Origin of the sequence: Nocardiopsis sp. NPDC007018, from assembly GCF_040635075.1 — a bacterium.
GTDB lineage: Bacteria > Actinomycetota > Actinomycetes > Streptosporangiales > Streptosporangiaceae > Nocardiopsis.
Window position 1 is genome coordinate 1 of the sequence record NZ_JBEYHA010000071.1, and the last position, 21,852, is coordinate 21,852.

The window sequence follows — 21,852 nt, forward strand, 5'->3', positions numbered from 1 at the left end:
CGGAGAAGGCTTCTGCTTTTCCGCCGCTCTCGCGGCGTTTCCGCTTTGTTGTGTCTTTACTTTATCAGGTGTTCCGCGCCCCGCCAAATCGGCGGTTTGTGGCAGCGTTTCCGCTTGACACGAGATCGGGGTAAAGCCCGTTGTGCTTCGTGTGGATTCGGGCGCCTTGCGGCTTGTGCCTGTCTCCTTTGAAGCGACTCTCCGAGTTTACATGGCCCGAGCACTGCTCGGACCGGAGTTCTTCGGAGAGGGTGGACCGGCCCGCCCGCGGGGTTATCCGCGTTCGTCTCGCTCGGTCTTCACCAACTGTACCCCTGGGGTGGAGTGCTCGTGACGGGTTCGCGAAAACTCGTCGGTGTCCTGGCTTACACGGCGCCGATCGCTGCCCGAAGCCGACCGGGGCCGGGCCCGAGGGCCCGGCCCGCGGGCTACAGCTTCTCGATCGGGGCGTACTTCACCAGGAAGTCCTTCTCCCCGATGTCCGCGCCGAAGTCGATCCGGGCCTTGGTCTTGTCGCCCGCGCCGTCGACCAGCTGGACCCGCCCCATTCCGAAGGAGTCGTGGTTGACCAGGTCCCCGACGCTGAGCGTGGGGGCCTCCTTGACCGCCTTCTTCCGGCCGCCGCCGAAGGTGCTGCCGAAGCCGCCCCCTCCCCCGAAGCCGCCGCCCGACCGGCCGCCGATGGTGCGGCTGGGCGGTGCGGCGAGGGTGGACTCGGCACGGCGCCAGTCGACCAGCGTCGACGGGATCTCGTCCAGGAACCGGGAGGCCGGGTTGTAGGCGGGCGTCCCCCAGGCGCTGCGGACCGCCGCGCGGCTGACGTACAGCCGCTGCTCGGCCCGGGTGATGCCCACGTAGGCCAGCCGCCGCTCCTCCTCCAGTTCCTTCTTGTCCCCCAGGGTCCTCGTGTGCGGGAAGACACCGTCCTCCATCCCGGTGAGGAAGACTGCCGGGAACTCCAGGCCCTTGGCGGCGTGCAGGGTCATCAGGGTGACCACGCCGCCCTCGTCGTCCCCGTCCGGGATCTGGTCGGTGTCGGCGACCAGTGAGACGCGTTCCAGGAAGTCGACCAGGGTCGGTTCCCCCGGGTCGATGCCCTGGTTCTCCTCGCCCTCCAGCTCCGCCTCGTCCTCGATGAGGGCGGCGAAGGTGTGCTCGAACTCCCGGGCGACGTCGACGAACTCCTCCAGGTTCTCCACCCGGCTCTCGTCCTGGAGGTCCTTGGACTCCGCGAGCTCCGACAGGTACCCGGTCTTGCTGAGCACCGCCTCGACGATCTCCGCCGGAGTGCTGCCCGGTACGACCTCGGCGAGCTCGTCCAGCAACGCGGTGAAGTTGCGGATCGCCTTGGCCGAACGGGTGGCCAGGCCCGGAGCCTCGTCCACGCGGCGCAGCGCTCGGGAGAACGAGATCCGCTCGCGCGCCGCGAGGAGTTCGACGGACTCCTCGGCGCGGGCGCCGATGCCGCGCTTGGGCACGTTGAGGATGCGGCGCAGGCTGACCGTGTCCTCGGGGTTGGCCAGCACCCGCAGGTAGGCGAGGATGTCGCGGATCTCCTTGCGCTCGTAGAAGCGGACACCGCCGACGATCTTGTACGGGAGCCCGGTCCGGACGAACACGTCCTCGAACACGCGGGACTGGGCGTTGGTGCGGTAGAACACCGCGACCTGGCCGGGGGTGACCACGCCCTGGTCGGTGAGCCGGTCGATCTCGCCGACCACGAAGGCCGCCTCGTCGTGCTCGTTGTCGGCGACGTACCCGGTGATCATGGGGCCCTCGCCCCGCTCGGACCACAGCTTCTTGGAGGGGCGGCCCTCGTTGCGGTCGATCACCGTGTTGGCGGCGGAGAGGATGTTCTGGGTGGAGCGGTAGTTCTGTTCCAGGAGGATGGTGCGGGCGTCGGGGAAGTCGCGCTCGAACTCCAGGATGTTGCGGATGGTCGCACCCCGGAAGGCGTAGATCGACTGGTCGGCGTCGCCCACCACGCACAGTTCGGCCGCGGGGACCACGCTGGTGTCGGAGCCCTCGGCCGCGCCGACGAGTTCGCGGACGAAGGCGTACTGGGCGTGGTTGGTGTCCTGGTACTCGTCGACCATCACGTGCCGGAAGCGGCGCCGGTAGTACTCGGCGACGTCCGGGAACATCTGGAACAGGTTGACCGTGATCATGATCAGGTCGTCGAAGTCCATGGCGCCGGCCTCGTGGAGGCGGCGCTGGTAGAGCTGGTAGGCCTCGGCGAGCTTCTTCTCCTGCTCGGTCTGGGCCTGCTCCGCGCACGTGTCGTAGTCGACCAGCTCGTTCTTGAGGTTGGACACCTGGAAGCTGAAGGACTTGGGCGGGAACCGCTTCGGGTCGAGGTCCATCTCCTTGCAGACCAGCTGCATGAGGCGCTGGGAGTCCGCGGCGTCGTAGATGGTGAAGCCGCTCGGGTAGCCGAGCCGGTGCGCCTCCCTGCGCAGGATGCGCACGCACGCCGAGTGGAAGGTCATCGTCCACATGGTGTTGGCGGCGCGGGTGCCGAGAAGGGCCTCGATGCGCTCCTTCATCTCGGCGGCGGCCTTGTTGGTGAAGGTGATCGCGAGGATCTCCCCGGGGCGCACCCCGCGTTCGGCCATCAGGTGGGCGATGCGGTGGGTGAGGACACGGGTCTTGCCCGAGCCCGCTCCCGCCACGATCAGGAGCGGCGACCCCGCGTGGGTGACGGCGTCGCGCTGGGGACCGTTCAGACCTTCGAGAAGCTGTTCTTGGGAGGACACGCCTACCAGGTTACGGCCGACCGGTGACGTGACCGTCCACCCGGTGTCTCACCAGGCCCGGGACCGGTCGTCGCTCTCCGGTACGGCCGACGGCTTACCCTGGGGAAGGGTGTTTTCAGGGGATGTGACCGGTCATGGGCGTGGTCGCCGACTCCGCGCCCGCAACCCACCAGGCCGTCCGCCTGGCGGTTCCGTGTCCTGTTCTGAGGGAGATTGGTCTTGGCTGACCAGGTGTCCACGCGTGTGTTCGTCGACTGCGATCCGGGGATCGACGACGCCGTCGCCCTCGCCTACCTGGCCGCGCGGCCGGAGGTGGAGATCGTCGGTGTCGGCGCGGTGTTCGGCAACAACACGGTCGAGGTGACGGCGCTCAACGCGCTGCGGCTGCTCGACCTGTACGGCCGCCCGGACGTGCCGGTGGCCGTGGGGGCGTCCCGGCCGCTGGTGCAGGAGCCCCGTCTGGCCGGGCACGTGCACGGCGAGAACGGCCTCGGCGACGTGAAGCTCCCCGAGCCCGTGCGCGTACCGGTGGCCGAGTCGGCCGCCGAGCTGCTGGTGCGTCTGGTGCGGGAGAACCCGGGCCGGATCGACGTGCTCGCGGTGGGCCCGCTCACCAACCTGGCACTGGCGCTCGGTCTGGAGCCGCGCCTGCCCGAGCTGGTGCGGCGCCTGGTCGTGATGGGCGGTGCCGTGGAGGTGCCCGGCAACGTGTCCTCCCACGCCGAGGCCAACATCGCCAACGACCCCGAGGCGGCGGAGGCGGTGTTCGCGGCCGGGTTCGACCTCGACCTGATCGCGCTCGACATCACCATGCGCACGGTGGCGACCGGTGCGTGGCTCGACCGCCTCCAGGAGGTTCCGGGGGAGCGCGCCCAGAGCACGTCGGCGTTCCTGGACTTCTACGCGGAGTTCTACCGGGGCATCTTCGGGGTGCGCCAGTGCGCGATGCACGACCCGCTGGCGGCCGCCGTGCTGGTGGACCCGCACCTGGTCACCGGTGCCTTCGAAGCGCCCGTGCGGGTGGAGCTCACCGGCGGGCTGACCCGGGGGATGACGGTCGCCGACCGGCGGCTGCGGCCGAGCCCGGACGAGCGCCAGGCCGCGCGGGTGGTCACCGGGGTGCGGGAGGACGAGTTCCTCGACCGCATGCTCGACTCCCTGCGCTGACCGGGTGCGCGCCGGGGCGTCGCGTCGGCGACGCCCCGGCGGCCCCGTTCAGACGAGGCGGCGGGCGGTAGCCCAGCGGCTGAGCTCGTGCCGGTTGGACAGCTGGAGCTTGCGCAGCACCGAGGACACGTGCGTCTCGACCGTCTTGACCGAGATGAACAGCTCCTTGGCGACCTCCTTGTACGCGTAGCCCCGGGCGATGTGCCGCAGGACCTCACGCTCGCGCTGGGTGAGGCGGTCCAGCTCGGGGTCGGTGGGGGGCGCGTCGGTCGCGGAGAAGGCGTCGAGCACGAACCCGGCCAGGCGCGGGGAGAACACCGCGTCGCCGTCCGCGACCCGGACGATGGCGTTGGCCAGGTCCCTGCCGGAGATGGTCTTGGTGACGTAGCCGCGCGCGCCGCCGCGCACCACGCCGATGACGTCCTCCGCGGCGTCGGACACCGACAGGGCGAGGAAGCGGATCTGGGGGTGCTTGGCGAGGACCCTGCGGAGTACCTCGACCCCTCCCCCTCCGGGCAGGTGCACGTCGAGGAGCACGAGGTCGGGCTGGGTCTCGCTGATCACGTGCACGGCACTGTCGACGTCCCCGGCCTCACCGATGACGTTGACGGCGTCTCCGAGCTCTCCGCGCACACCGCTGCGGAACAGCCGGTGGTCGTCCACGATCACGACGCGGGGGACCGCGTCTCCGTCACTGAAGGTCGTGCTCTCTTCTCCCACACCTGGACCCTATCCAGGGAAGTCGACCGGTAGGTAGTGGTGTCCGCCGCTTCCCGGGCCCGTGTCCCGAAGCGGTCACCGCGGACGCGGTTCGGTTCACAGGTCGTGGATGCGCGGCATGCGGAGCTGGACCTCGGTCCCCTCCCCCGGTGCGGTGCGGATGCGCGCGGTGCCGCCGTGGCGTTCCATGCGGCCGATGATGGAGCCGCGCACGCCCATGCGGTCCTCGGGGACGCCGTCGAGGTCGAACCCGGCGCCCCGGTCGCGGACGAACACCAGGACCTCCGCCTCGTCGACCTCCCCGAACACCGAGATGTCGTCCGTCCCGGCGTACTTGGACGCATTGACCATGGCCTCGCGGGCGGCGCGGAGCATGGCGCTGACGCCGTCGTCGATGGGCGCGTCCCCGACGCACACGACCTCGATGGGCACGCCGTGCTCCTCCTCGACCTCGGCGGCCACCCGTTCGAGGCCGGGAGTGACGGTGGTCTCGGCGTCGGCGGGGCGCTGGTAGAGCCAACTGCGCAGCGCGCGTTCCTGCACGCGTGCCAGGCGCTGCACCTCCCGGGGGTCGTCAGCGCGGCGCTGGATGAGGGTGAGGGTGTGCAGGACGGAGTCGTGGATGTGCGCGGCGAGTTCCGCGCGTTCGGCGTTGCGGATGCGCTCGCGGCGTTCGGAGTCGCGTTCGCGGATGAGTCCGATGATCCAGGGGGCGACGATCAGCGCGATCCCGGAGATGAGCGTGAACGCGAAGGTGAGTCCTGCCCGGGCCTCCTGGAGCTGTTGTTGGAAGACCAGGAAGCCGATGACGCCGACCACCACGAGCAGGACGCCGGCGGTGGTGCGCATGATGCTCTTGGGTCGGGTGCGGCTGACGGTGCTGTTCATCCATTCGTTGCGTTCGGCCGGATTGGCCTGCTGCCACAGGATGGTCGCACCCAGCGCTCCGAAGATGACGAACCACAGGAGCGGGTCGAAGACGCCGCCGAAGATCAGGAACAGGATGCCCAGGCCCGCGGCGAGGCCCACATAGGCGACGAGCTGGGAGATGTCGCGGCCCTTGCGCCGGGCGTCCTCTCCCGGTTCGGGTCCGTCGTCGCCGACCTCCTCGTTGGGGACGAGGAAGTACAGGGCGGCGTAGACCGCGACGCCGATACCGCCGACGGCGAGGGCCATGAAGGCGAGGCGGACCACCACCGGGTCGAGGCCCAGGTGCCGTGCCAACCCCGAGGCGACGCCGCCGAGGAGCCTGCCGTCGACCGCGCGGGTGAGTCTCGGGGTCTCCACGGCCGTCGTTGGCACCGCCCGATCACCGCTTTCGTGTGTGGCGCGACGGCCGTGACCTGTTTCGCGCGTGGTTGTGGACGGTTCCAGCATGCCCTGTGTGACCCTCGTGGGACATCGGGGGCACGGCCCTGGTCCTGCCCTGGTGTTCCGGTCAGGGTGGGTTCAGGGTCGTCCCGGATTCCCATCGCGACGCGGCGGAGGCCACGATGATTCCATGAGGAAAGTGTGGTGAGTGTCCATGTCTGACGGCGAGACGCCGACCGGGGCGTCGCCCGGGGACTCCCCCGTCGGGGGCGGCCCCCCTGGGCGGGGGCCTTCGGAACGGCACTCCCCCGTGGGTGGTCACGCCGGGAACGGCGCGGGCCCCTCAGAGGGCGTGACCACGGAGGACGGCCCGACGGGTGCGGTCTCCGAGCCCGCGACCGGCCCCGAACTGCGCCGTGACGACCAGCGCCAGGCCCTGGCCGGTGTGTGCTCCGGGCTGGGTGCCTACACGCGGGTCGATCCCGTGGTGTGGCGGGCCGCGTTCGTGCTGACGGCGTTCGCCGGTGGCACCGGGCTGCTGCTCTACATCGGCGCGTGGATGCTCATGCGGGACCCGCAGGGCGGCCCGGCCACCTTCGAACAGCTGTTGAACCGGAGCATCCCGCCGCAGGCGGTGCTGAAGCTCCTGACGCTCGGGCTGGCCGGGGCGACCGCCCTCAGCCTGGTGGGCGGGTTCGGCTGGGGGACGCTGGTGCTGGCGATTCCGCTGGTACTGGCGTTGCTGACCGCGCGGAACCGTGGCGTGGACCTACGCGCCTCACTGCTGGCTCTGCGCGCTGACCTGGCCACACGCGAACCTCCTCCCACGGGACCGGCGCCGCAGCCGGTCGCCGCCTACTACAACCCGGCCCAACCGTGGGCCTCGTCCCCGCACGGCCCGGTGGACCTGGCGGTGGTGTCGGAACGCACGTCCGTGGACCAGGGCACGGATGACGAAGAGGACGACGAGGAGGACGAGGAAAACGATGGGCACGGCCGGGCCGGGAACGGGCGTGACGCGGAACGCCACGGCGGGGGCTCCTGCCGGGGGCACGGTTCCGGAGGGCGCCGGTCGCCGCTGGCCTCGCACGCCCTGTGGACCGTGATCGCCCTGGCGGTCGGCTGGGCGCTGACCGCCCCGCACCTGGGTCCGCCCGTGTCCGAGGCGTCCACCACCCAGCTGTTGTTCGGACCGGTGCTGGGGGTCTACTTCATGGCCGCCGTGGTGGCGGTGATCGGCCTGTACGCGATCGTCGGCACCTGGGCGGGCAACCCCCGGGGCCTGGCGTTCCTCGGCGTCGTCGCCGTGCTCGGCGCGGTGCTCGTGTCGTCGGTCGACCTCACCCAGGCCCGGATCGGGGACCGTGACTGGCGACCCGCCACGGTCGCGGAGGCCCGCTCGGGCGACCTGTGGTTGAACGCGGGGACTGCGACGCTGGACCTGACCGGTCTGCCCGCCGAGCTCGGCCCGGACGGGTCCGTGGACGTCGCGGCACGGGTGGACGCGGGGAACCTGGTCCTGGTGATCCCCGAGGACGCCCGCGTCATCCTGGTCTCGGACGTCGGGGCCGGAACCATCGGGGCCGGGAGCAGGGAACCGGACGGCGACTTCGTGACCGGGATCGGCATCGCCAACGAGGAGACCTTCGAGCCGAAGGAGACGACCGGGTCGACCGGCGGGGAGCGGACCGCCGAGCAGGAGGAGGACGGTGTGCCCGAGATCAACGTGCGGGCCACCGTCAGGGCCGGCACAGTGGAGGTGCGGTATGACCAAGCGGGGAACTGACTGGGGTTCGTTCGTCGCGGGAGTGCTGTTCCTGGGGCTGGCGATCGCGTTCGTCGTCCGGGGCAGCGGAGAGTGGGAGGCCAACGTGGTCTGGCTGCTCCCCGTCCTCGCGGTGGGGCTGGGCGTGGCCGCGATCGCGCGGGCGCTGTTCCGCTCGCGCGATCGCGAGGCGCCGGACCAGTCGTCCGCCCCGGACCAGCGGGGCGAGTAGACGGCGGGCACGGAAGGGGCGTCCTCCGGGGCGCCCCTTCGGCGTGCCCGGCGAAGGGCCGCCCCCACCTCCGGAAGGGGCGGGGGCCGGTGCTCGACGGCTACCGCGGCCGGTGCTCGGCGATCGCGGCGAACTCCTCGATCCCCAGGGACTCGCCGCGCGCGCCGGGGTCGACACCGGCGGCCCGGAGCGCCGCCTCGGCGGCGGGGGCCGACCCGGCCCAGCCGGACAGGGCGGCGCGCAGCGTCTTGCGGCGCTGGGCGAACGCGGCGTCGATCACCTTGAAGACCTCGGCGCGCGGGGCCTTCGTGGCGGGGTCGGGGCGGCGGACCAGTTCCACCAGGCCCGAGTCCACGTTGGGCGCGGGCCAGAAGACGTTGCGGCCGACCGCGCCGGCCCGGCGCGCGTCGGCGTACCAGGCGACCTTCGCGGAGGGCACCCCGTAGATACGGCCGCCGGGGGTGGCGGTGATCCGGTCGGCGACCTCGGCCTGCACCATGACCAGGACCCGCTTCAGGCTGGGCAGGAGTTCGAGCAGGTGCAGCAGGACCGGCACGGACACGTTGTAGGGCAGGTTCGCCACGAGCGCGGTGGGCGCGGGGCCGGGCAGCTCGGTGACGCGCATGGCGTCACCGGGGACCACCGTGAGCCGGTCGGCGAGGTCGGGAGCGTGGTCGGCGACGGTACCGGGCAGTGCCTCGGCCAGCGCCGGGTCGATCTCGATCGCGGTGACCCTCCGCACGTGCGGGAGGAGCGCGAGGGTGAGCGATCCGAGTCCGGGCCCCACCTCGACGACCACGTCGTCGGCGCCGACGCCCGCGACACGGACGATGCGGCGGACAGTGCCGTGGTCGATGACGAAGTTCTGGCCCAGGGTCTTGGTGGGCCGGATGCCGAACCGTTCCGCGAGGGCCCGCACGTCGGCGGGGGTGAGCAGGCGGGAGCGGTCGGCGGGGTCGGTCTCGGGTGTCTGTGTCACCCACACATCTTGCCAGCCGCCGCCGACCCGCTCGGCCAGCGGTGCGGGCGCCGGTCGCCCGGACCTTCCGCCGCCCGGCCCGCCCGGATCAGTCGAAGAGGCGCACGCCGCAGTGGGGCCACTGGCTCTGCCAGTTCCCGCCGACGCTGTCGTAGAGCCGCTGTGCCCGCTGGGTCTGTTCGGCCGGGCTGGCCTCGGAGGGCAGGCCGCTACCGCCGACCGACGCCCAGGTGCTGGTGCTGAACTGGTAGAGGCCGTAGTAGCCGCCCGCGGAGTTCACCGCCGACGGGTCCCCGCCGGACTCGCACTGGGCCAGGCCGGACCAGTTGAGGGAGCCCGCCTCGGCGCTGGCCGGGTCGACGGGCTCCTCCTCGACCTTGGTACCGATCTCCACGAGCCCCTCGACGGGTTCGGTGACGACCTCCTCGGAGAGTTCGTGGTCGGTCTCCTCGCCGTGGCGCAGGACACGGAGGGTGGTGACCTCCTTGAGCCCGTCCTCGGGTTCGGTGACGACCTCGCGTTCGCCTTCGGGGAGGTCGGGGTTCTCGCGTTCGACGGTGACGGCCTCGATCACGACCTCCTCCGTCCGGGGCTCTCCGAGGGCGGGTAGGACGCGCACGACCATGTCGGGTTCGGCCGGCTGGTCGGGTTCCGGGGTGACGACGTCGTGCTCTCCGGGTTCGATCCCGGCGGCGTCGAGGACGTCGGCGACGTTCGTGCCGGTGGTGCGGGTCTCGGAGCGCTGGGTGTCGTACATGACGACCATGCGGGGCGCGCGCCGGGCGCTCACGGTGAGGCCGTCCGGGGGCACCGGGGCGTCGTGCCCCACCGAGAGTTCGAGGCCCTGCGGGTCGAGTCCGATCTGTTGGAGTGCCTCGCCGAGGGTGGCGGCGTGCACCCGGTGGGAGGTCTGGTGGCCGTCGAGGTCGACGGTGATCTCCCGGGGCGAGCGGACGACGACGTGGTCCCCGGCGCCGACGGCGGTGTCCGGGGAGGGCGCGACCACGTCGTGTTCTCCGAGTTCGACCCCGGCGGTGTCGAGGACGTCCTGGACGCTGTCGCCGAAGGTGCGGACCCGGCTCTGCTCGCCGTTGGCGTCCAGCACGACGGTCTTGTCCATGGCCAGCGCGGTGCCCGCGCCCGCCGTGACCAGAACCACGGCGACGGCGGCCGCCATGACCGGGGCGGGGCGGAGAAGGGAGGCGCGTGGTCGCCGACGCCTACGGGACCGGTGGGCGGTTCCGTTCTTTCCGGGTTTTCTGGGCATGACGGCAGAACCTTCTCCGAGGGGTGGAATGGGGATTCCCGCTGGTGGCGCGGGGTGGGAATCCCGGGCACGGCCACATTAACACCAGGGAAGCGCACTTTTTTGAGATGGACCGAAAACCATTCCTGGCACAAGGGGCATCTCACCTTTGGCTTCACTGACCTTCACTGCCCGCCCCGCCCTTCTCCGCGCGCGCCGCCGGAGCCCTGGCATCACATCGCCCCGACCTGCACAATGAACCGAACACCGTTCTAGCCAGTTCCCCGACCAACACCCCCCCCCGGAGGCACCATGGGACCCCTCAACGGAATCCGCGTCGTCGAGTTCACCGGAATCGGCCCGACCCCGATGACCGGAATGCTCCTCGCGGACCTGGGCGCCAGCGTCGTCCGGATCGACCGCCCCCAGGCCGCCGAGGCGATGACCTCGGGCACCGCCGGGCCGCACATGAGCGAGGGCCGCGCCGTGGTCGGCCTCGACCTGAAGTCCCCTGAGGGGCTCGACCGTGCCCGTGAGATCATCGGCCGCGCCGACGTCCTCCTGGAGGGCTTCCGGCCGGGCGTCATGGAACGGCTCGGCCTGGGGCCCGACTCCTGCCTGGAGCTCCATCCCCGCCTGGTGTACGCGCGGGTCACCGGCTGGGGACAGGGCGGCCCCCTGGCCCACACCGCCGGCCACGACATGAACTACGTGTCCGTGAACGGGGCCCTGCACTCGATCGGCCGCGCCGACGGCCCCCCGGTCCCGCCGATCAACCTGCTCGGCGACTTCGCGGGCGGCACCATGTTCGCGGTCACCGGCGTCCTGGCCGCGCTCCTGGAACGTCAGGACTCGGGACGCGGCCAGGTCGTGGACGCCGCGATGATGGACGGCAGCGCCCTGCTGATGTCGATGGTGCACGAGGACCGGGCGCGCGGCTCGTGGAGCGACGAACGCGGCACCAACTACCTCGACACCGGCGCGCCCTGGTACGACGTCTACGAGTGCGCCGACGGCGGGCACGTGTCCGTGGCCTGTATCGAGCCCCAGTTCTACGCGGCCTTCCTCTCCGGGATCGGCTTGGACGGCGAGGACCTGCCCGAGCAGTGGGACACCGAGGGCTGGCCCCGGCTGCGGGAGCGCTTCGCCGAGGTGCTGCGCACGCGCGGCCGGGACGAGTGGGGCGCGGTGTTCGAGGGCACCGACGCCTGCGTCATGCCGATCCTGTCGTTGGCGGAGGCGCCCGACCACCCGCACGTGCGGGCCCGGGGCTCGCTCGTCCGTGAAGGGGAGCGGATCGTGGCGGGACCGGCGCCGCGGTTCGGCCGCACGCCCGGAGCGGTCACCCGCGGGCTCGCGCTGCCCGACGCCGACGCGACCCTGAAGGCGTGGGGCCTGGAGCCGTGACCCCCGGGCGGTCGGCCGTGTCCGCCGCCCGCCCCTCCCCGTCTCCCCGCCGCCTCCCCTCCTTGCCCGGAACCTCCCGGTCCGCCCTGTCCGGAATCGCCGTTTTCCCCGCTCAGAGGAGTGTGATCACTAGGGTGGGCGTCCAGTGAGGTGATCGCGATCGGGGGGACGGCCATGTCACCGAGTCGACGGCTCGGCTCGCGCCGGGAACGGCGCACGGCCACCGGCACACTGCCGGGAGGGCGCCTGTGCGCCCTGCTGTTGGCGGTGACGGTCCTGCTCTGTACCGCGCCCGCCTCCGCGGGCCAGGCGGACTCCCCCGGGTCGGACCGGAACGGCACCAACGTCGGCCTGCCGGAGGGGCCCTCCGACGGCCCGGTCGTGCTGGTGGGGGTCCCGGGGCTGCTCTGGGAGGACGTCACCCCCGAGCACACTCCGGCGCTCTGGGAGATGGCCGAGGCCGGTGCGATCGGCAACGTGTCGATCCGTACCGCCACCTCCCGCACCTGCCCCACCGACGGCTGGCTCTCGGTCTCCGCCGGGCAGCGCGCACTGTCCGAGCGTGAACGCTTCACCGTCTGCGAACCCGCACCGGAACCGGTGGTGGACGGTTCCGGCGCGACCGTCCCCGGCTTCTCGGACTTCGCCGAACAGAACGCGCGGTCCGTGTTCGCCGCGCCCGTGGGGCTGCTCGGCCAAGCCGTGCGCGACCGGGGCGGGCTGACCCTGGCCGCCGGACCGGGTGCCGCGCTGGGCGCCGCCGACGCGTCGGGGCGGGTCGACCACTACGTCGACTCGGCGCGCGACCTGTCCGCCGAGCGGCTGCGGGGCGTGTCCCTCGCGGTGGTGGAGATGCCCGAGCTGACCAGTCTCTACCCGGCCGACACGGACTCCGGCGAGGACGGACCCAAGGAGGCCGACCCCGAGGACGTGCCGGAGCAGGTCCGGGAGGACACCCTGGAGACGCTCGACTCGCGTCTGGCCGCCCTGGTGCGCACCCTTCCGGACGGGGCGACCCTGATGGTGCTCGGGGTCTCCATGGACACCGGCCCCTCCCAGCTGACCGTCGCCCTGACCGGGCGGGCCGTGGGGGACGGCCTGGCCGGTCCCGCCGCCTACCTCGCGTCGGAGTCGACCCGACGGCCCGGCCTGGTGGTCCTGACCGACACCACCGCGACCGTGCTGGACACACTGGGAGCGGACCCCGGACAGCCCACCGGCGGCCGGGTGTGGCAGACCACCGACCGGCCGAGCCCGTTCGAGGAGGCGGTGGTCCGGCTGGTCGACTTCAACACCGCCGCCATCGTGGTCGGCGCCTCCATCCCGGGGTTCTTCAGCGGCCTGGTGGCGATCCAGCTGCTCATCTACACGGCGGCGGCGTACGCGATGCACCGGTACTCCTGGGGCGAACGGGGCAAGCGGGCCGCGGTGTTGTCGGTGACCCGGGTGGTGGCGCTGGCCGGTGCGGCGTTCCCCGTGGCGAGCTACCTGGCCAACCTCATCCCGTGGTGGGCGTCCCAGTACCCGCCGCTCGCGCTGTTGGCCTCGGTCCTGGCCGTGGACGCCCTCGTGGTGGCGCTGGCGGTGGCGGGGCCGTGGCGCCGCACCATCCTGGGGCCGATGACGGTGGTGGCGGGCGCGACCACCGTCGTACTCTTCCTCGACCTCTGTTTCGGCGCGCACCTGCAGATGAACTCGCCCACCGGGTACTCACCGATCGTGGCGGGACGGTTCTACGGGATCGGCAACATCGCCTTCGCGACCTTCGCGACCGGCATGCTCATGGCGGTGGCGGGCGTCTCCCACGCGCTGATCTCACGCGGCCGACGGCGCGCCGCGGTGGTGACGACCCTGCTCGTGGGCACCGCGTCCGTACTGATCATCGGGTGGCCGGGGCTGGGCACGGACTTCGGCGGGGTGATCGCGCTGATCCCCGGCCTGGCGGTGACCACGATGATGATCGCGGGGATTCGGATCACCGCCCTGCGGCTGGCGGCGGTGGCGGTGGTCTCGGTCACGGCGATCTCGCTTCTGGCCTGGATGGACTACCTGCGTCCGGTGGAGGACCGCAGCCACTTCGGGGCGTTCGCCGAGCAGGTGATGAACGGCGACGCAGGCACGGTGCTGGCCCGCAAACTGGGCGCCATGCTGGGCACCCTGGGCAACTGGCACCTCACCCTGCTGGCGGCCGGGGCGCTGGTGTTCCTGTTCGCCGTCCTCAACCGGCCCGGCAACTGGCGGATCGGCGCGCTCCAGCGGGCCTACGAGTACGCCCCGACACTCCGGGCCGGGCTGACCGGCTCCCTGGTGACGGCGCTGGTGGGTTTCGCGGCCAACGACTCGGGGGTGGCCATCCCCGCGCTGGCGCTGACCGTGGCGGTCCCGCTCACCCTGTCGGCGTGTGTGTGGGCGCTCCAGCAACGCGAACGGGTGCCCGAGGAGGACCCGGAGGGGTCGCACTGCGTCCAGGAGGCGTGACCCATACACCAGGAATCACGGGAACGGTCAACCGGCCGGGGCACGACCTTGCGTCGCTCCCGTCACGAAACGGCCACGGCGCTGTGGTAAAGTCCGAGGCTGGACGGCCTCGACGACAACGCACCGCGGCGCCCTGACGGGGCACCGAGGATCGGGGCCGAACGGGGATCACGGGCCCGCCCGCGGTCCCCGCCACGACCCACCGGGGAATGCCCGCCGTCGCGGGCCGGTTCTCACGGGTGGAGGGCCGGACCCGGCCACCGGTTCCGGCGAGACGGCCGAGCACGGGGGCCACGGCCCCTCGTAGCACGTCAGAGAACACACGCCACACCACTGACCCACGGCGCCAGGAACTCCCGGCAGCGGCCGGGCGTTGTACGGACGCCGTGCTTTTCCGAGCAAACCAGGCGAGAAAGGCGTTTCCTCCCCGGTTCCCAGCCCGGGGCACCACGCAAGGAACTTGATGAACCATCAGCTTGGCTCACGCGGTAACGCAACCATCGCACCGGTCACCGCACGTCCCCGATGGGGCGACGTGCGGCCTGCTTCGCCGACCCCTCGGGCTCGGCCCGAGTACGCCGGAGTCGCCATGCCCGACCTGACCATCTCCTCCACCCTGCACGAGGCCGGACGCGTCCTGGCCCTGGACGGGGAGATCGACATGGCCACCGAGCACCGCTTCCAGGAGGCGGTCACGGAGGCGTTGACCACACAGCCCTTCGGCCGTGTCGTGCTGGACTGCGCCGACCTGCGGTTCATCGACTCCAGCGGGCTGCGCGTGCTCATCCGCGCCCACAAGGCCGCCAAGGAGCAGCAGGCCCTCCTGGTGATCGCCGCCCCGGTGCCGCGCGTCCTGCAGACCCTGCGCGTCACCTCGCTGGACACCCGTATCCCGGTGTTCCCGTCGGTCGCCACGGCGCTCAGCGCCCAGCAGACCTCCCACTAGCCACGCCCGCACCCAAGCACATGAGGGCCCCGCGTCCGATGACGCGGGGCCCTCTCGCATGGGCGGCGGAATCGGCCGGGCGGACCGGCGGCTCCGGGGTCAGGTGAACAGCAGCCACACGCCCAGACCGGTGACCGAGAGGTTCACGACCAGGAAGACGCCCACCCAGAAGGTCCCGGGGAGGCCGGTCAGACGGGCCAGCTGGTCGGCGTCGGAGTGCGGGGAGGGGTTGCTCCTGCGCTGCGACTGGAGTTCGAGGACCGGGCGCACCCCGGCGAACAGCAGGAACCAGATGAACAGGTACGCGAAGGCGGCCTGGACCTCGTACGGAGTGAACCAGCTGACACCGAAGACCACGGCTCCGGTGGCCACGATGGACAGCACTCCGTACAGGTTGCGGATCATGATCAGCATGGCGCCGAGCACGACGATGCTCAACCACAGCAGCGCGGTCACGTAGCCCGCCATCAGCATCATGATGCCGAGGAGGCCGATCACGCTGGAGGCGACGTAGCCCGCGAACAGCGTGAGGATCATGCCGATACCCGTCGGCCTGCCCCGGGAGACGGTCAGGCCGGACGTGTCCGAGTGCAGCCGGATGCCGGTCAGCTGGCGGCCGCTGAGCAGGGCCACGAGCGCGTGCCCGAGCTCGTGGGCGATGGTGACGACGTTACGCCCCACCCGCCAGGGCTGGCGCAGCAGCACGGCCGCCAGGGCCACCACGGCGGTCGTGACGATGATCCACTGTTCCGGATCGGGCTGGGCCGTCAGCACGTCCTGCCACACGTCCCCCAAGCTCGTTCCCACCACTGGTCTCCCGACCTCCCGCGTCGACCGGCGCGCCTGTCACCGGAACTGCCTGTCAGCGGGGCCCGCTCACCCGGCGCCACGGAGGCTGGGAGGCGAGGGGAACGCGGCCCTCGCCGAACTTTAGGGCATATCGGAGAGTGCCGTGCGTGACGGACCCGGGCACGCGAACGGGCCCGGTCACACGTCCGGGCCCGGTCACGGAAGGGGCGCCGCCCCCGATGTCAGGCCTCCTCGGCCTCGGCGGCCTCCTTGAGGCGCTCCAGGGTACGGACGATGCCCCGCGCGTTGCGCGCGGGAGCCCCGCTCAGGACGTAGAAGGCGGTCTGCCCGCGGGAGTAGTCGAAGGTCTCGGTGACCAGGGTGCGGCCCTCGGGAAGCTCACGGAGCTCGTACCGCCAGCGGTGCGACCCCACGTGCCTCCAGGCGATGAGCTGTCCCTCCTCGAACTCCACCACACGGTTGGTCATCCGGTAGGGGAGGCCGAGCATCTTCATGTCCGTGACGAACTCCGCTCCCAGCTCCAGCCGGTCCGGGCCGGTGTGCGCGCCCTGGACGGTGCCGGAGCCGTCGAGCACCGCGTGCTGGGACGGTGTGGCGACGAGGTCGAAGATCCGCTTGGCCGGGGCGTCGACCACGACGCTCCGGGCCACCATGTGTTTGGGCATGACGGCATCATGTCACCGTCGTCGGCCACTCCCCCACCGGGTCCGCCGCCGGACCCGGCCGGGCGGGGCCGGGAAGGCCGTGCGAGGCCGCCCGCGCGGGTTCACTCGCGCACGCCGTGCCGCTCCACCCCGGCCAGATCTCCCGCCTCGGAGACGTGCAGCACCCAGAAGGACCCCTTGCGCAGGCCGCGCTGCTGGGACAGCGGGGCGCCCAGCCGGGTGAGGGCCTCGGTCAGCAGGTGCGGGACCAGTTCGCCGTGGGTGCAGACCACCGTGGGCCGCCGTTCGTCGAGGACACGGGCGATGACCTCCCGGGCCTCCTCCACGTCGTAGCCGCCGCCCTCCGGCCCCACCGTGAGGGCGCGCTCGGTGCTCATGGGAACGTCGCACTCGACCGTCAGCGGCAACAGGGACTCGGTGCAGCGGGCCGCCGCCGACGTGACCGCACGCAGACTCCCGTAGGCGCCCAGCACGCGGGGCAGGGCCAGGGCGTCGGCGCGGCCGTTCTCGTCGAGCGGCCGCAGCAGGTCGCTGTCGTTCCACGAGCGCTTCTCCCCCGCCGACAGGTGGCGCAGGAGGATGACGGGGAAGGTACGGGCGGGACCCACCTGGAAGTTGTCGAGCACCTGGACGTCGTGGTCGTAGGTGAGCCGGGTACGCGCCTCGGCCACCGGGACCCACTCGACCGTCTCCACCTCCTCGTTGGGCTCGTAGTCGATCCGCCCGTCCGGTCGCGCGGGGGTGGCCGCCCACCACTCGACCTGCTTGGGCCAGCCGTCCTTGAGGTAGCGCTGGGGTGGAAGCCGCCGCCCCATGACGGGGGTCAGGCCGGTCTCCTCCTCGACCTCGCGGACCGCGCCCATGATGGGGTGCTCGCCGTTCTTGAGCTTGCCCTTGGGCAGGGTCCAGTCGCCCCGGTCCGGTCGCCGGATGAGCACGACCTCCCGGCCGGCGGGGCCGTCGCGCCAGAGCACGGCCCCACCCGCCCGGATCGGTTCCAGGTACCCGCCCACCGCGGTGTCGCGCGGGGGGAAGGCACTGGTCATCCGGATCTCGGGGGCCGTCGTCTCCGGGGCGCCCGTGTCGGGGCCCCCGTGACCGGCCCCGTTCTCGTGGGTGTTCACCCGTCCACCACTCTCAGGTGCCGGTCGCCTCGCAGGGTGTCCTGGAGGTCGGCCAGCGGTTGTCCCTCCTCGTCGCGGGTGACGCGCTTCCATGAGCCGTCCGGTTCGAGCCGCCACGAGGAGGTGCTGTCGGACATCGCCAGGTCCATGATGCCCACCAGTCGGCGGCACTGCTCCGGGTCGGCGATCCGGACCAGCGCCTCCACCCGACGGTCGAGGTTGCGGGGCATGAGGTCGGCGCTTCCGATCCACACCTTGGGCCGCCAGCCGTTGGCGAACACGAACACCCGGGAGTGTTCGAGGAAGCGGCCCAGGACGCTGCGCACCCGGATGTTCTCGGACAGGCCCGGCACCCCGGCGCGCAGCACACAGCTGCCGCGCACCCACAGGTCCACGTCGACCCCGGCCTGCGAGGCGCGGTACAGGGCGTCGATGATCTCCTCGTCGACGAGGGAGTTCACCTTGATCCTGATGTGCGCGGGTTCGCCCTTGAGACTGTTCTCCACCTCGGTCCCGATCTGTTTGATCAGGCCGCGGCGCAGGGAGGCGGGTGCGACCAGCAGCCTGCGGTAGTGCTTCTTGCGGGAGAAACCGGTGAGGCTGTTGAAGAGGTCGCTGACGTCCTCACCCACCTCCGCCGCCGCGCTGAACAGGCCGAAGTCCTCGTAGATCCGCGCGGTGCTCGGGTTGTAGTTGCCGGTGCCCACGTGGCAGTAGCGGCGCAGCCTGCCGTCGTCGTCCTGGCGGATGACCATGGACAGCTTGCAGTGGGTCTTGAGGCCCACGACACCGTAGACGACGTGGCATCCCGCCTCCTCCAGCTTGCGGGCCCACTGGATGTTGTTCTGCTCGTCGAAGCGGGCCTTGACCTCGACCAGGACGACGACCTCCTTGCCGTCGCGGGCGGCCTCGATGAGCGACTCGACGATGGGCGAGTCGCCGCTGGTGCGGTAGAGGGTCTGCTTGATCGCCACGACCTTGGGGTCGGTGGAGGCCAGTGACAGGAACCGTTCGGTGGTGGTGGCGAAGGATTCGTAGGGGTGGTGGACCAGCACCTCGCGTTCGCGGATGGTCGCGAACAGGTCGCCGGAGGTGAGCGCGCGCGGCTCCACCGGGACCATGGGCGGGTAGCGCAGGTCGGGGCGGTCGGTGTCGGCGATCTGGGCGAGACCGGCCAGGTTGAGCGGGCCGGGGACGCGGTAGACCTCCTCCGCTTCGGCTCCGAGCTGTTCGCGGAGGATGGCCAGCACCTCGTCGCTGATGGTCTGCTCGACCTCCAGGCGCACGAGCGGGCCGAAGCGGCGCCGCAGGAGTTCGTTCTCCAGGGACTGGACGAGGTCGTCGGTCTCGTCCTCGTCGACCTCCAGGTCGGCGTTGCGCGTGACCCGGAAGGCGTGGTGCTCGACCACCTGCATGCCTTCGAACAGCTGGGGCAGGTGGCCCGCGATGATGTCCTCGACGGGGACGAACCGGCCGCCGCCGTGTGTGGTGAGCTCGATGAACCTGGGCAGCGCGCTGGGCACCTTGACGCGGGCGAACATGCGCCGGTCGTCGTGCGGGTCGCGGACGGTGACGGCGAGGTTGAGGGAGCGCCCGGAGATGTAGGGGAACGGGTGCGCGGAGTCGACCGCGAACGGGGTGACCAGCGGGTAGATGGCGCGGCGGAAGTAGCCGTGCAGGTACTCGCGCTCGAAGTCGTCCAGCTCGTTCCAGCGGACGATGCTGATGCCCTCCGCCGCGAGGGCGGGGGCGACGCTGTCCTCGAAGCAGGCGGTCAGGCGCAGGATCTGGTCGTGGGTGAACAGCGAGATGCGCTCCAGCAGGTCCCTGGGGTGGTGACCGCTGGGCGAGGCGACGGAGAGCCCCGTGGCCAGGCGGCGTTTGAGGCCCGCCACCCGCACCATGAAGAACTCGTCCAGGTTGCTGGAGAAGATGGCCAGGAACCGCGTCCGTTCGAGCAGCGGGATGGTCTCGTCCTCCGCGAGTTCGAGTACCCGTTGGTTGAAGCGAAGCCACCCCTCCTCCCGGTCCATGAACCTGTCGGCGGGAAGGTCGGCGGTGGCGGGTCCCGCTGGTGTTGGCGCTGATTCCGTGCTCACAGTGGGCAGACTCCCCCTTTTTCATGACCACACGGTGACAACCCCGTGAGGGGAAAATGACCGCAACGCGACTGCTATGGAGCATCTGTACCCATATCCCCGCCCGGCTCCCTGGAGCCCGGGCAAGTTTTCGCTCATGGCACGGCCACGCGCCCCGCCTGACCTGGCGGGACACGGGTTCTTCGGTGTTGGGGGGCCGGGGCGGCGGGCGGTCCTACCCGCCGATCCCGATCTGGAGGTCGGGCGGCAGGATGAGCACGAACACCGACACGCGCATGAGGACGTTGATCCAGGTGTTGCGGAAGCAGGCCCACAGGTAGCCGTAGAACAGGCTGGCGACGCCGTAGGTGAGCAGCGCCATGCCGGTGTCGTGCACGAAGTCGATGCCGGGAAGCTGGGAGACCGCGTCGTAGGGCTGGATGAACGCGTAGGTCATGGCGAACACCACCGACGTCGCCACGATGCCGCCCCAGCGTCCCATGAGCAGTTCGAGTCGGCTCTGCATCATGCCCCGGAAGAAGATCTCCTCGCAGGTGGCGACCACGGTGAACGCGACGAGCATGGCGTACAGCGTCAGCGACGGAGGGGGCAACCCGATGTGCGGCGTGATGAGGACGCCGATCAGCGCCACCGAGACCAGCACGGGGATCAGTCCGAGCCAGCGCCAGGGTTCGGAGATCTTCAGGGCGATCGACGGCATGGCCGTGCCCTTGCCGTCGACGGTCAGGCCAGAGCGGTCCAGGATCAGCAGGGGGATGGCGAACAGGAACAGCAGCCGCGAGACCAGCGCCACGGACATCGCCAGGTCCGGGGAGACGCCGGTCTCCTCCCCGTAGACGCTGAAGATCCACGAGAGCACGACCATGGACAGGACGAAGCCGGTGAGCAGGAGCGCCATCCAGGCGAGTTCCCGGTAGACCGGATGGCCGTCCATGGCGGCCGTGATGCGCTGGTCGAGTTCCCGGCGCCGCCCGAACCCCCGCGAGAGCCCCCAGGCGATCAGCATGCCGAGGAACATCGGCGACCAGGCGATCAGGAACAGCACGGACGGCTCACCGAAGACGTCCTCCCGCATCAGCGGACGGGCGAGTATCGGCCCGATGATCAGGACGGCGGCGAGACCGACGGCCCAGGTGAGCCCCCATCTTCGCACCATGGTCACAAGTGTCCCCCCTGTCTCAGAACACACATTCTGCACCAGGGAAAACTAAAAGCGACTTAATGACTACGGTATGTCGTGACCCCGTTGTCGCCGGTCCTGCGACACGCCCGTCGTGGCTACCCTCGGAACCCGTCACCCCCCGACCCCGAGGAGCCCTCCACCGTGTCACCCAGCGACTACGACGACTTCGCCGAGGCCTACTCGTCCGACAACGACGCCAACCTCATGAACGCCCACTACGAGCGTCCCGCCATGCTCCGCCTCGCGGGCGACGTGGCCGGCCGCCGAATCCTGGACGCCGGGTGCGGCTCGGGCCCCCTCACCCTGGAGCTCCGTGCGCGCGGCGCGGAGGTGGCCGGGTTCGACGCGAGCGCGGAGATGATCCGGCTGGCGCGCGGCCGCCTCGGCGACGACGCCGACCTGCGCGTGGCGGACCTGGCCGAACGGCTCCCGTACGAGGACGACGCGTTCGACGACGCCGTCTGCTCGCTGGCCCTGCACTACCTGGAGGAGTGGGAACCCCCGCTCCGCGAGCTGCGCCGGGTGCTGCGGCCCGGCGGCCGCCTCCTGGTGTCCGTGGAGCACCCGTTCGTCCACAAGCTCGTCACACCGGAGATCGACTACTTCTCGACCGCCCCCTGGCCGCTGGAACACGAACTCCGGGGGCGGCCGATCGTCCTGAACGTCTGGCACCGCCCGCTGCACGCGATGGTGCGGGACTTCACCGCTTCCGGGTTCCACGTCGCGGGCGTCGACGAACCGCCCGTCGCGCCGGACACCCCCGCCGAGCTCCTACCGGAGGGGCTCGGCGGGCGCACCCGGTTCCTCGGGTTCCTCTTCTTCGAGCTGGTCGCCGTAGAGGGAGCGGGCGACGGCCGGGGCGCGGCGGGCCCTGCGGCCCGCAACCGGGCGTCGGCGTACTGGTCGTACACCTGGCTGCGGCGTTCGATGAAGGCGATGATCTGCGCCTCGCGCTCGGCCTCGC

General features: G+C 71.3%; 16 protein-coding genes and 1 pseudogene. 7 read left to right on the plus strand and 10 right to left on the minus strand.

What is annotated here, in order from left to right; all coding sequences use genetic code 11:
- Positions 1-428: 428 nt before the first annotated feature.
- Entirely contained in the window at positions 429-2,756 is a 2,328-nt protein-coding gene (gene pcrA, locus ABZ635_RS24910; RefSeq protein WP_357769363.1) for a DNA helicase PcrA, read from the minus strand.
- A gap of 219 nt (positions 2,757-2,975) precedes the next feature.
- On the opposite strand from pcrA, the gene ABZ635_RS24915 reads away from it, so the two are divergent.
- Positions 2,976-3,923 (plus strand): nucleoside hydrolase, encoded by a 948-nt coding sequence (locus ABZ635_RS24915; RefSeq protein ID WP_357769365.1) that lies wholly within the window; start codon positions 2,976-2,978, stop codon positions 3,921-3,923.
- A gap of 48 nt (positions 3,924-3,971) precedes the next feature.
- Here the strand turns inward: ABZ635_RS24915 and ABZ635_RS24920 are convergent, their stop codons facing one another.
- Together ABZ635_RS24920 and ABZ635_RS24925 are read right to left on the minus strand one after the other, a co-directional pair.
- Positions 3,972-4,643 (minus strand): response regulator transcription factor, encoded by a 672-nt coding sequence (locus tag ABZ635_RS24920; RefSeq protein ID WP_357769367.1) that lies wholly within the window; start codon positions 4,641-4,643, stop codon positions 3,972-3,974.
- 96 nt (positions 4,644-4,739) lie between these two features.
- On the minus strand, positions 4,740-5,930 hold the full coding sequence (locus ABZ635_RS24925; RefSeq protein ID WP_357769368.1) for a PspC domain-containing protein: 1,191 nt from the start codon (positions 5,928-5,930) through the stop codon (positions 4,740-4,742).
- 376 nt (positions 5,931-6,306) lie between these two features.
- Here ABZ635_RS24925 and ABZ635_RS24930 point away from each other — a divergent pair, with 376 nt between their 5' ends.
- Positions 6,307-7,740 carry a PspC domain-containing protein gene (locus tag ABZ635_RS24930; RefSeq protein ID WP_357769370.1) on the plus strand — a complete coding sequence of 478 codons (1,434 nt, stop codon included), beginning with the start codon at positions 6,307-6,309 and terminating at the stop codon, positions 7,738-7,740.
- A complete protein-coding gene (locus tag ABZ635_RS24935) occupies positions 7,721-7,951 on the plus strand; it encodes a hypothetical protein (RefSeq protein ID WP_357769372.1) in 231 nt (76 codons plus the stop codon). Before ABZ635_RS24930 ends, ABZ635_RS24935 begins: the two co-directional genes overlap by 20 nt.
- Before the next feature lie 100 nt (positions 7,952-8,051).
- Here the strand turns inward: ABZ635_RS24935 and rsmA are convergent, their stop codons facing one another.
- Together rsmA and ABZ635_RS24945 are read right to left on the minus strand one after the other, a co-directional pair.
- Positions 8,052-8,936, minus strand: a complete 885-nt coding sequence (gene rsmA / locus ABZ635_RS24940; RefSeq protein ID WP_357769374.1) for a 16S rRNA (adenine(1518)-N(6)/adenine(1519)-N(6))-dimethyltransferase RsmA — start codon at positions 8,934-8,936, stop codon at positions 8,052-8,054.
- Between the two features lie 82 nt (positions 8,937-9,018).
- Entirely contained in the window at positions 9,019-10,197 is a 1,179-nt protein-coding gene (locus ABZ635_RS24945) for a ubiquitin-like domain-containing protein (RefSeq protein ID WP_357769376.1), read from the minus strand.
- A gap of 291 nt (positions 10,198-10,488) precedes the next feature.
- Between ABZ635_RS24945 and ABZ635_RS24950 the strand changes: the two genes are divergently transcribed.
- The 3 genes from ABZ635_RS24950 (at position 10,489) to ABZ635_RS24960 (ending at position 15,007) form a co-directional block, all read left to right on the plus strand.
- Positions 10,489-11,583 carry a CaiB/BaiF CoA-transferase family protein gene (locus ABZ635_RS24950; protein WP_357769378.1) on the plus strand — a complete coding sequence of 365 codons (1,095 nt, stop codon included), beginning with the start codon at positions 10,489-10,491 and terminating at the stop codon, positions 11,581-11,583.
- A gap of 174 nt (positions 11,584-11,757) precedes the next feature.
- Positions 11,758-14,061: a hypothetical protein gene (locus tag ABZ635_RS24955; RefSeq protein WP_357769379.1), complete on the plus strand. Its 2,304-nt coding sequence runs from the start codon at positions 11,758-11,760 to the stop codon at positions 14,059-14,061.
- 589 nt (positions 14,062-14,650) lie between these two features.
- Entirely contained in the window at positions 14,651-15,007 is a 357-nt protein-coding gene (locus ABZ635_RS24960; RefSeq protein ID WP_357769381.1) for an STAS domain-containing protein, read from the plus strand.
- A 99-nt stretch (positions 15,008-15,106) separates the two neighbouring features.
- Here ABZ635_RS24960 and ABZ635_RS24965 read toward each other — a convergent pair whose 3' ends face one another.
- The 5 genes from ABZ635_RS24965 to ABZ635_RS24985 all read right to left on the minus strand — a co-directional run bounded on the left by ABZ635_RS24965 (position 15,107) and on the right by ABZ635_RS24985 (position 20,861).
- The gene (locus tag ABZ635_RS24965) at positions 15,107-15,802 is read right to left on the minus strand and encodes a M50 family metallopeptidase (RefSeq protein ID WP_357769389.1); all 696 of its coding nucleotides are present in this window, start codon (positions 15,800-15,802) and stop codon (positions 15,107-15,109) included.
- A gap of 236 nt (positions 15,803-16,038) precedes the next feature.
- Positions 16,039-16,482: an SRPBCC family protein gene (locus ABZ635_RS24970; protein ID WP_357769383.1), complete on the minus strand. Its 444-nt coding sequence runs from the start codon at positions 16,480-16,482 to the stop codon at positions 16,039-16,041.
- Between the two features lie 101 nt (positions 16,483-16,583).
- Positions 16,584-17,528, minus strand: coding sequence for an NUDIX hydrolase (locus tag ABZ635_RS24975; RefSeq protein ID WP_357769391.1), 945 nt, complete (start codon positions 17,526-17,528; stop codon positions 16,584-16,586).
- Positions 17,529-17,602: 74 nt separating this feature from the next.
- Positions 17,603-19,705, minus strand: coding sequence for an RNA degradosome polyphosphate kinase (locus tag ABZ635_RS24980; protein WP_357769385.1), 2,103 nt, complete (start codon positions 19,703-19,705; stop codon positions 17,603-17,605).
- A 214-nt stretch (positions 19,706-19,919) separates the two neighbouring features.
- A complete protein-coding gene (locus ABZ635_RS24985) occupies positions 19,920-20,861 on the minus strand; it encodes a CPBP family intramembrane glutamic endopeptidase (RefSeq protein WP_357769387.1) in 942 nt (313 codons plus the stop codon).
- A 231-nt stretch (positions 20,862-21,092) separates the two neighbouring features.
- On the opposite strand from ABZ635_RS24985, the pseudogene ABZ635_RS24990 reads away from it, so the two are divergent.
- A pseudogene (locus tag ABZ635_RS24990) lies at positions 21,093-21,389 on the plus strand (class I SAM-dependent methyltransferase); the annotation flags it as partial.
- Positions 21,390-21,852: the final 463 nt, after the last annotated feature.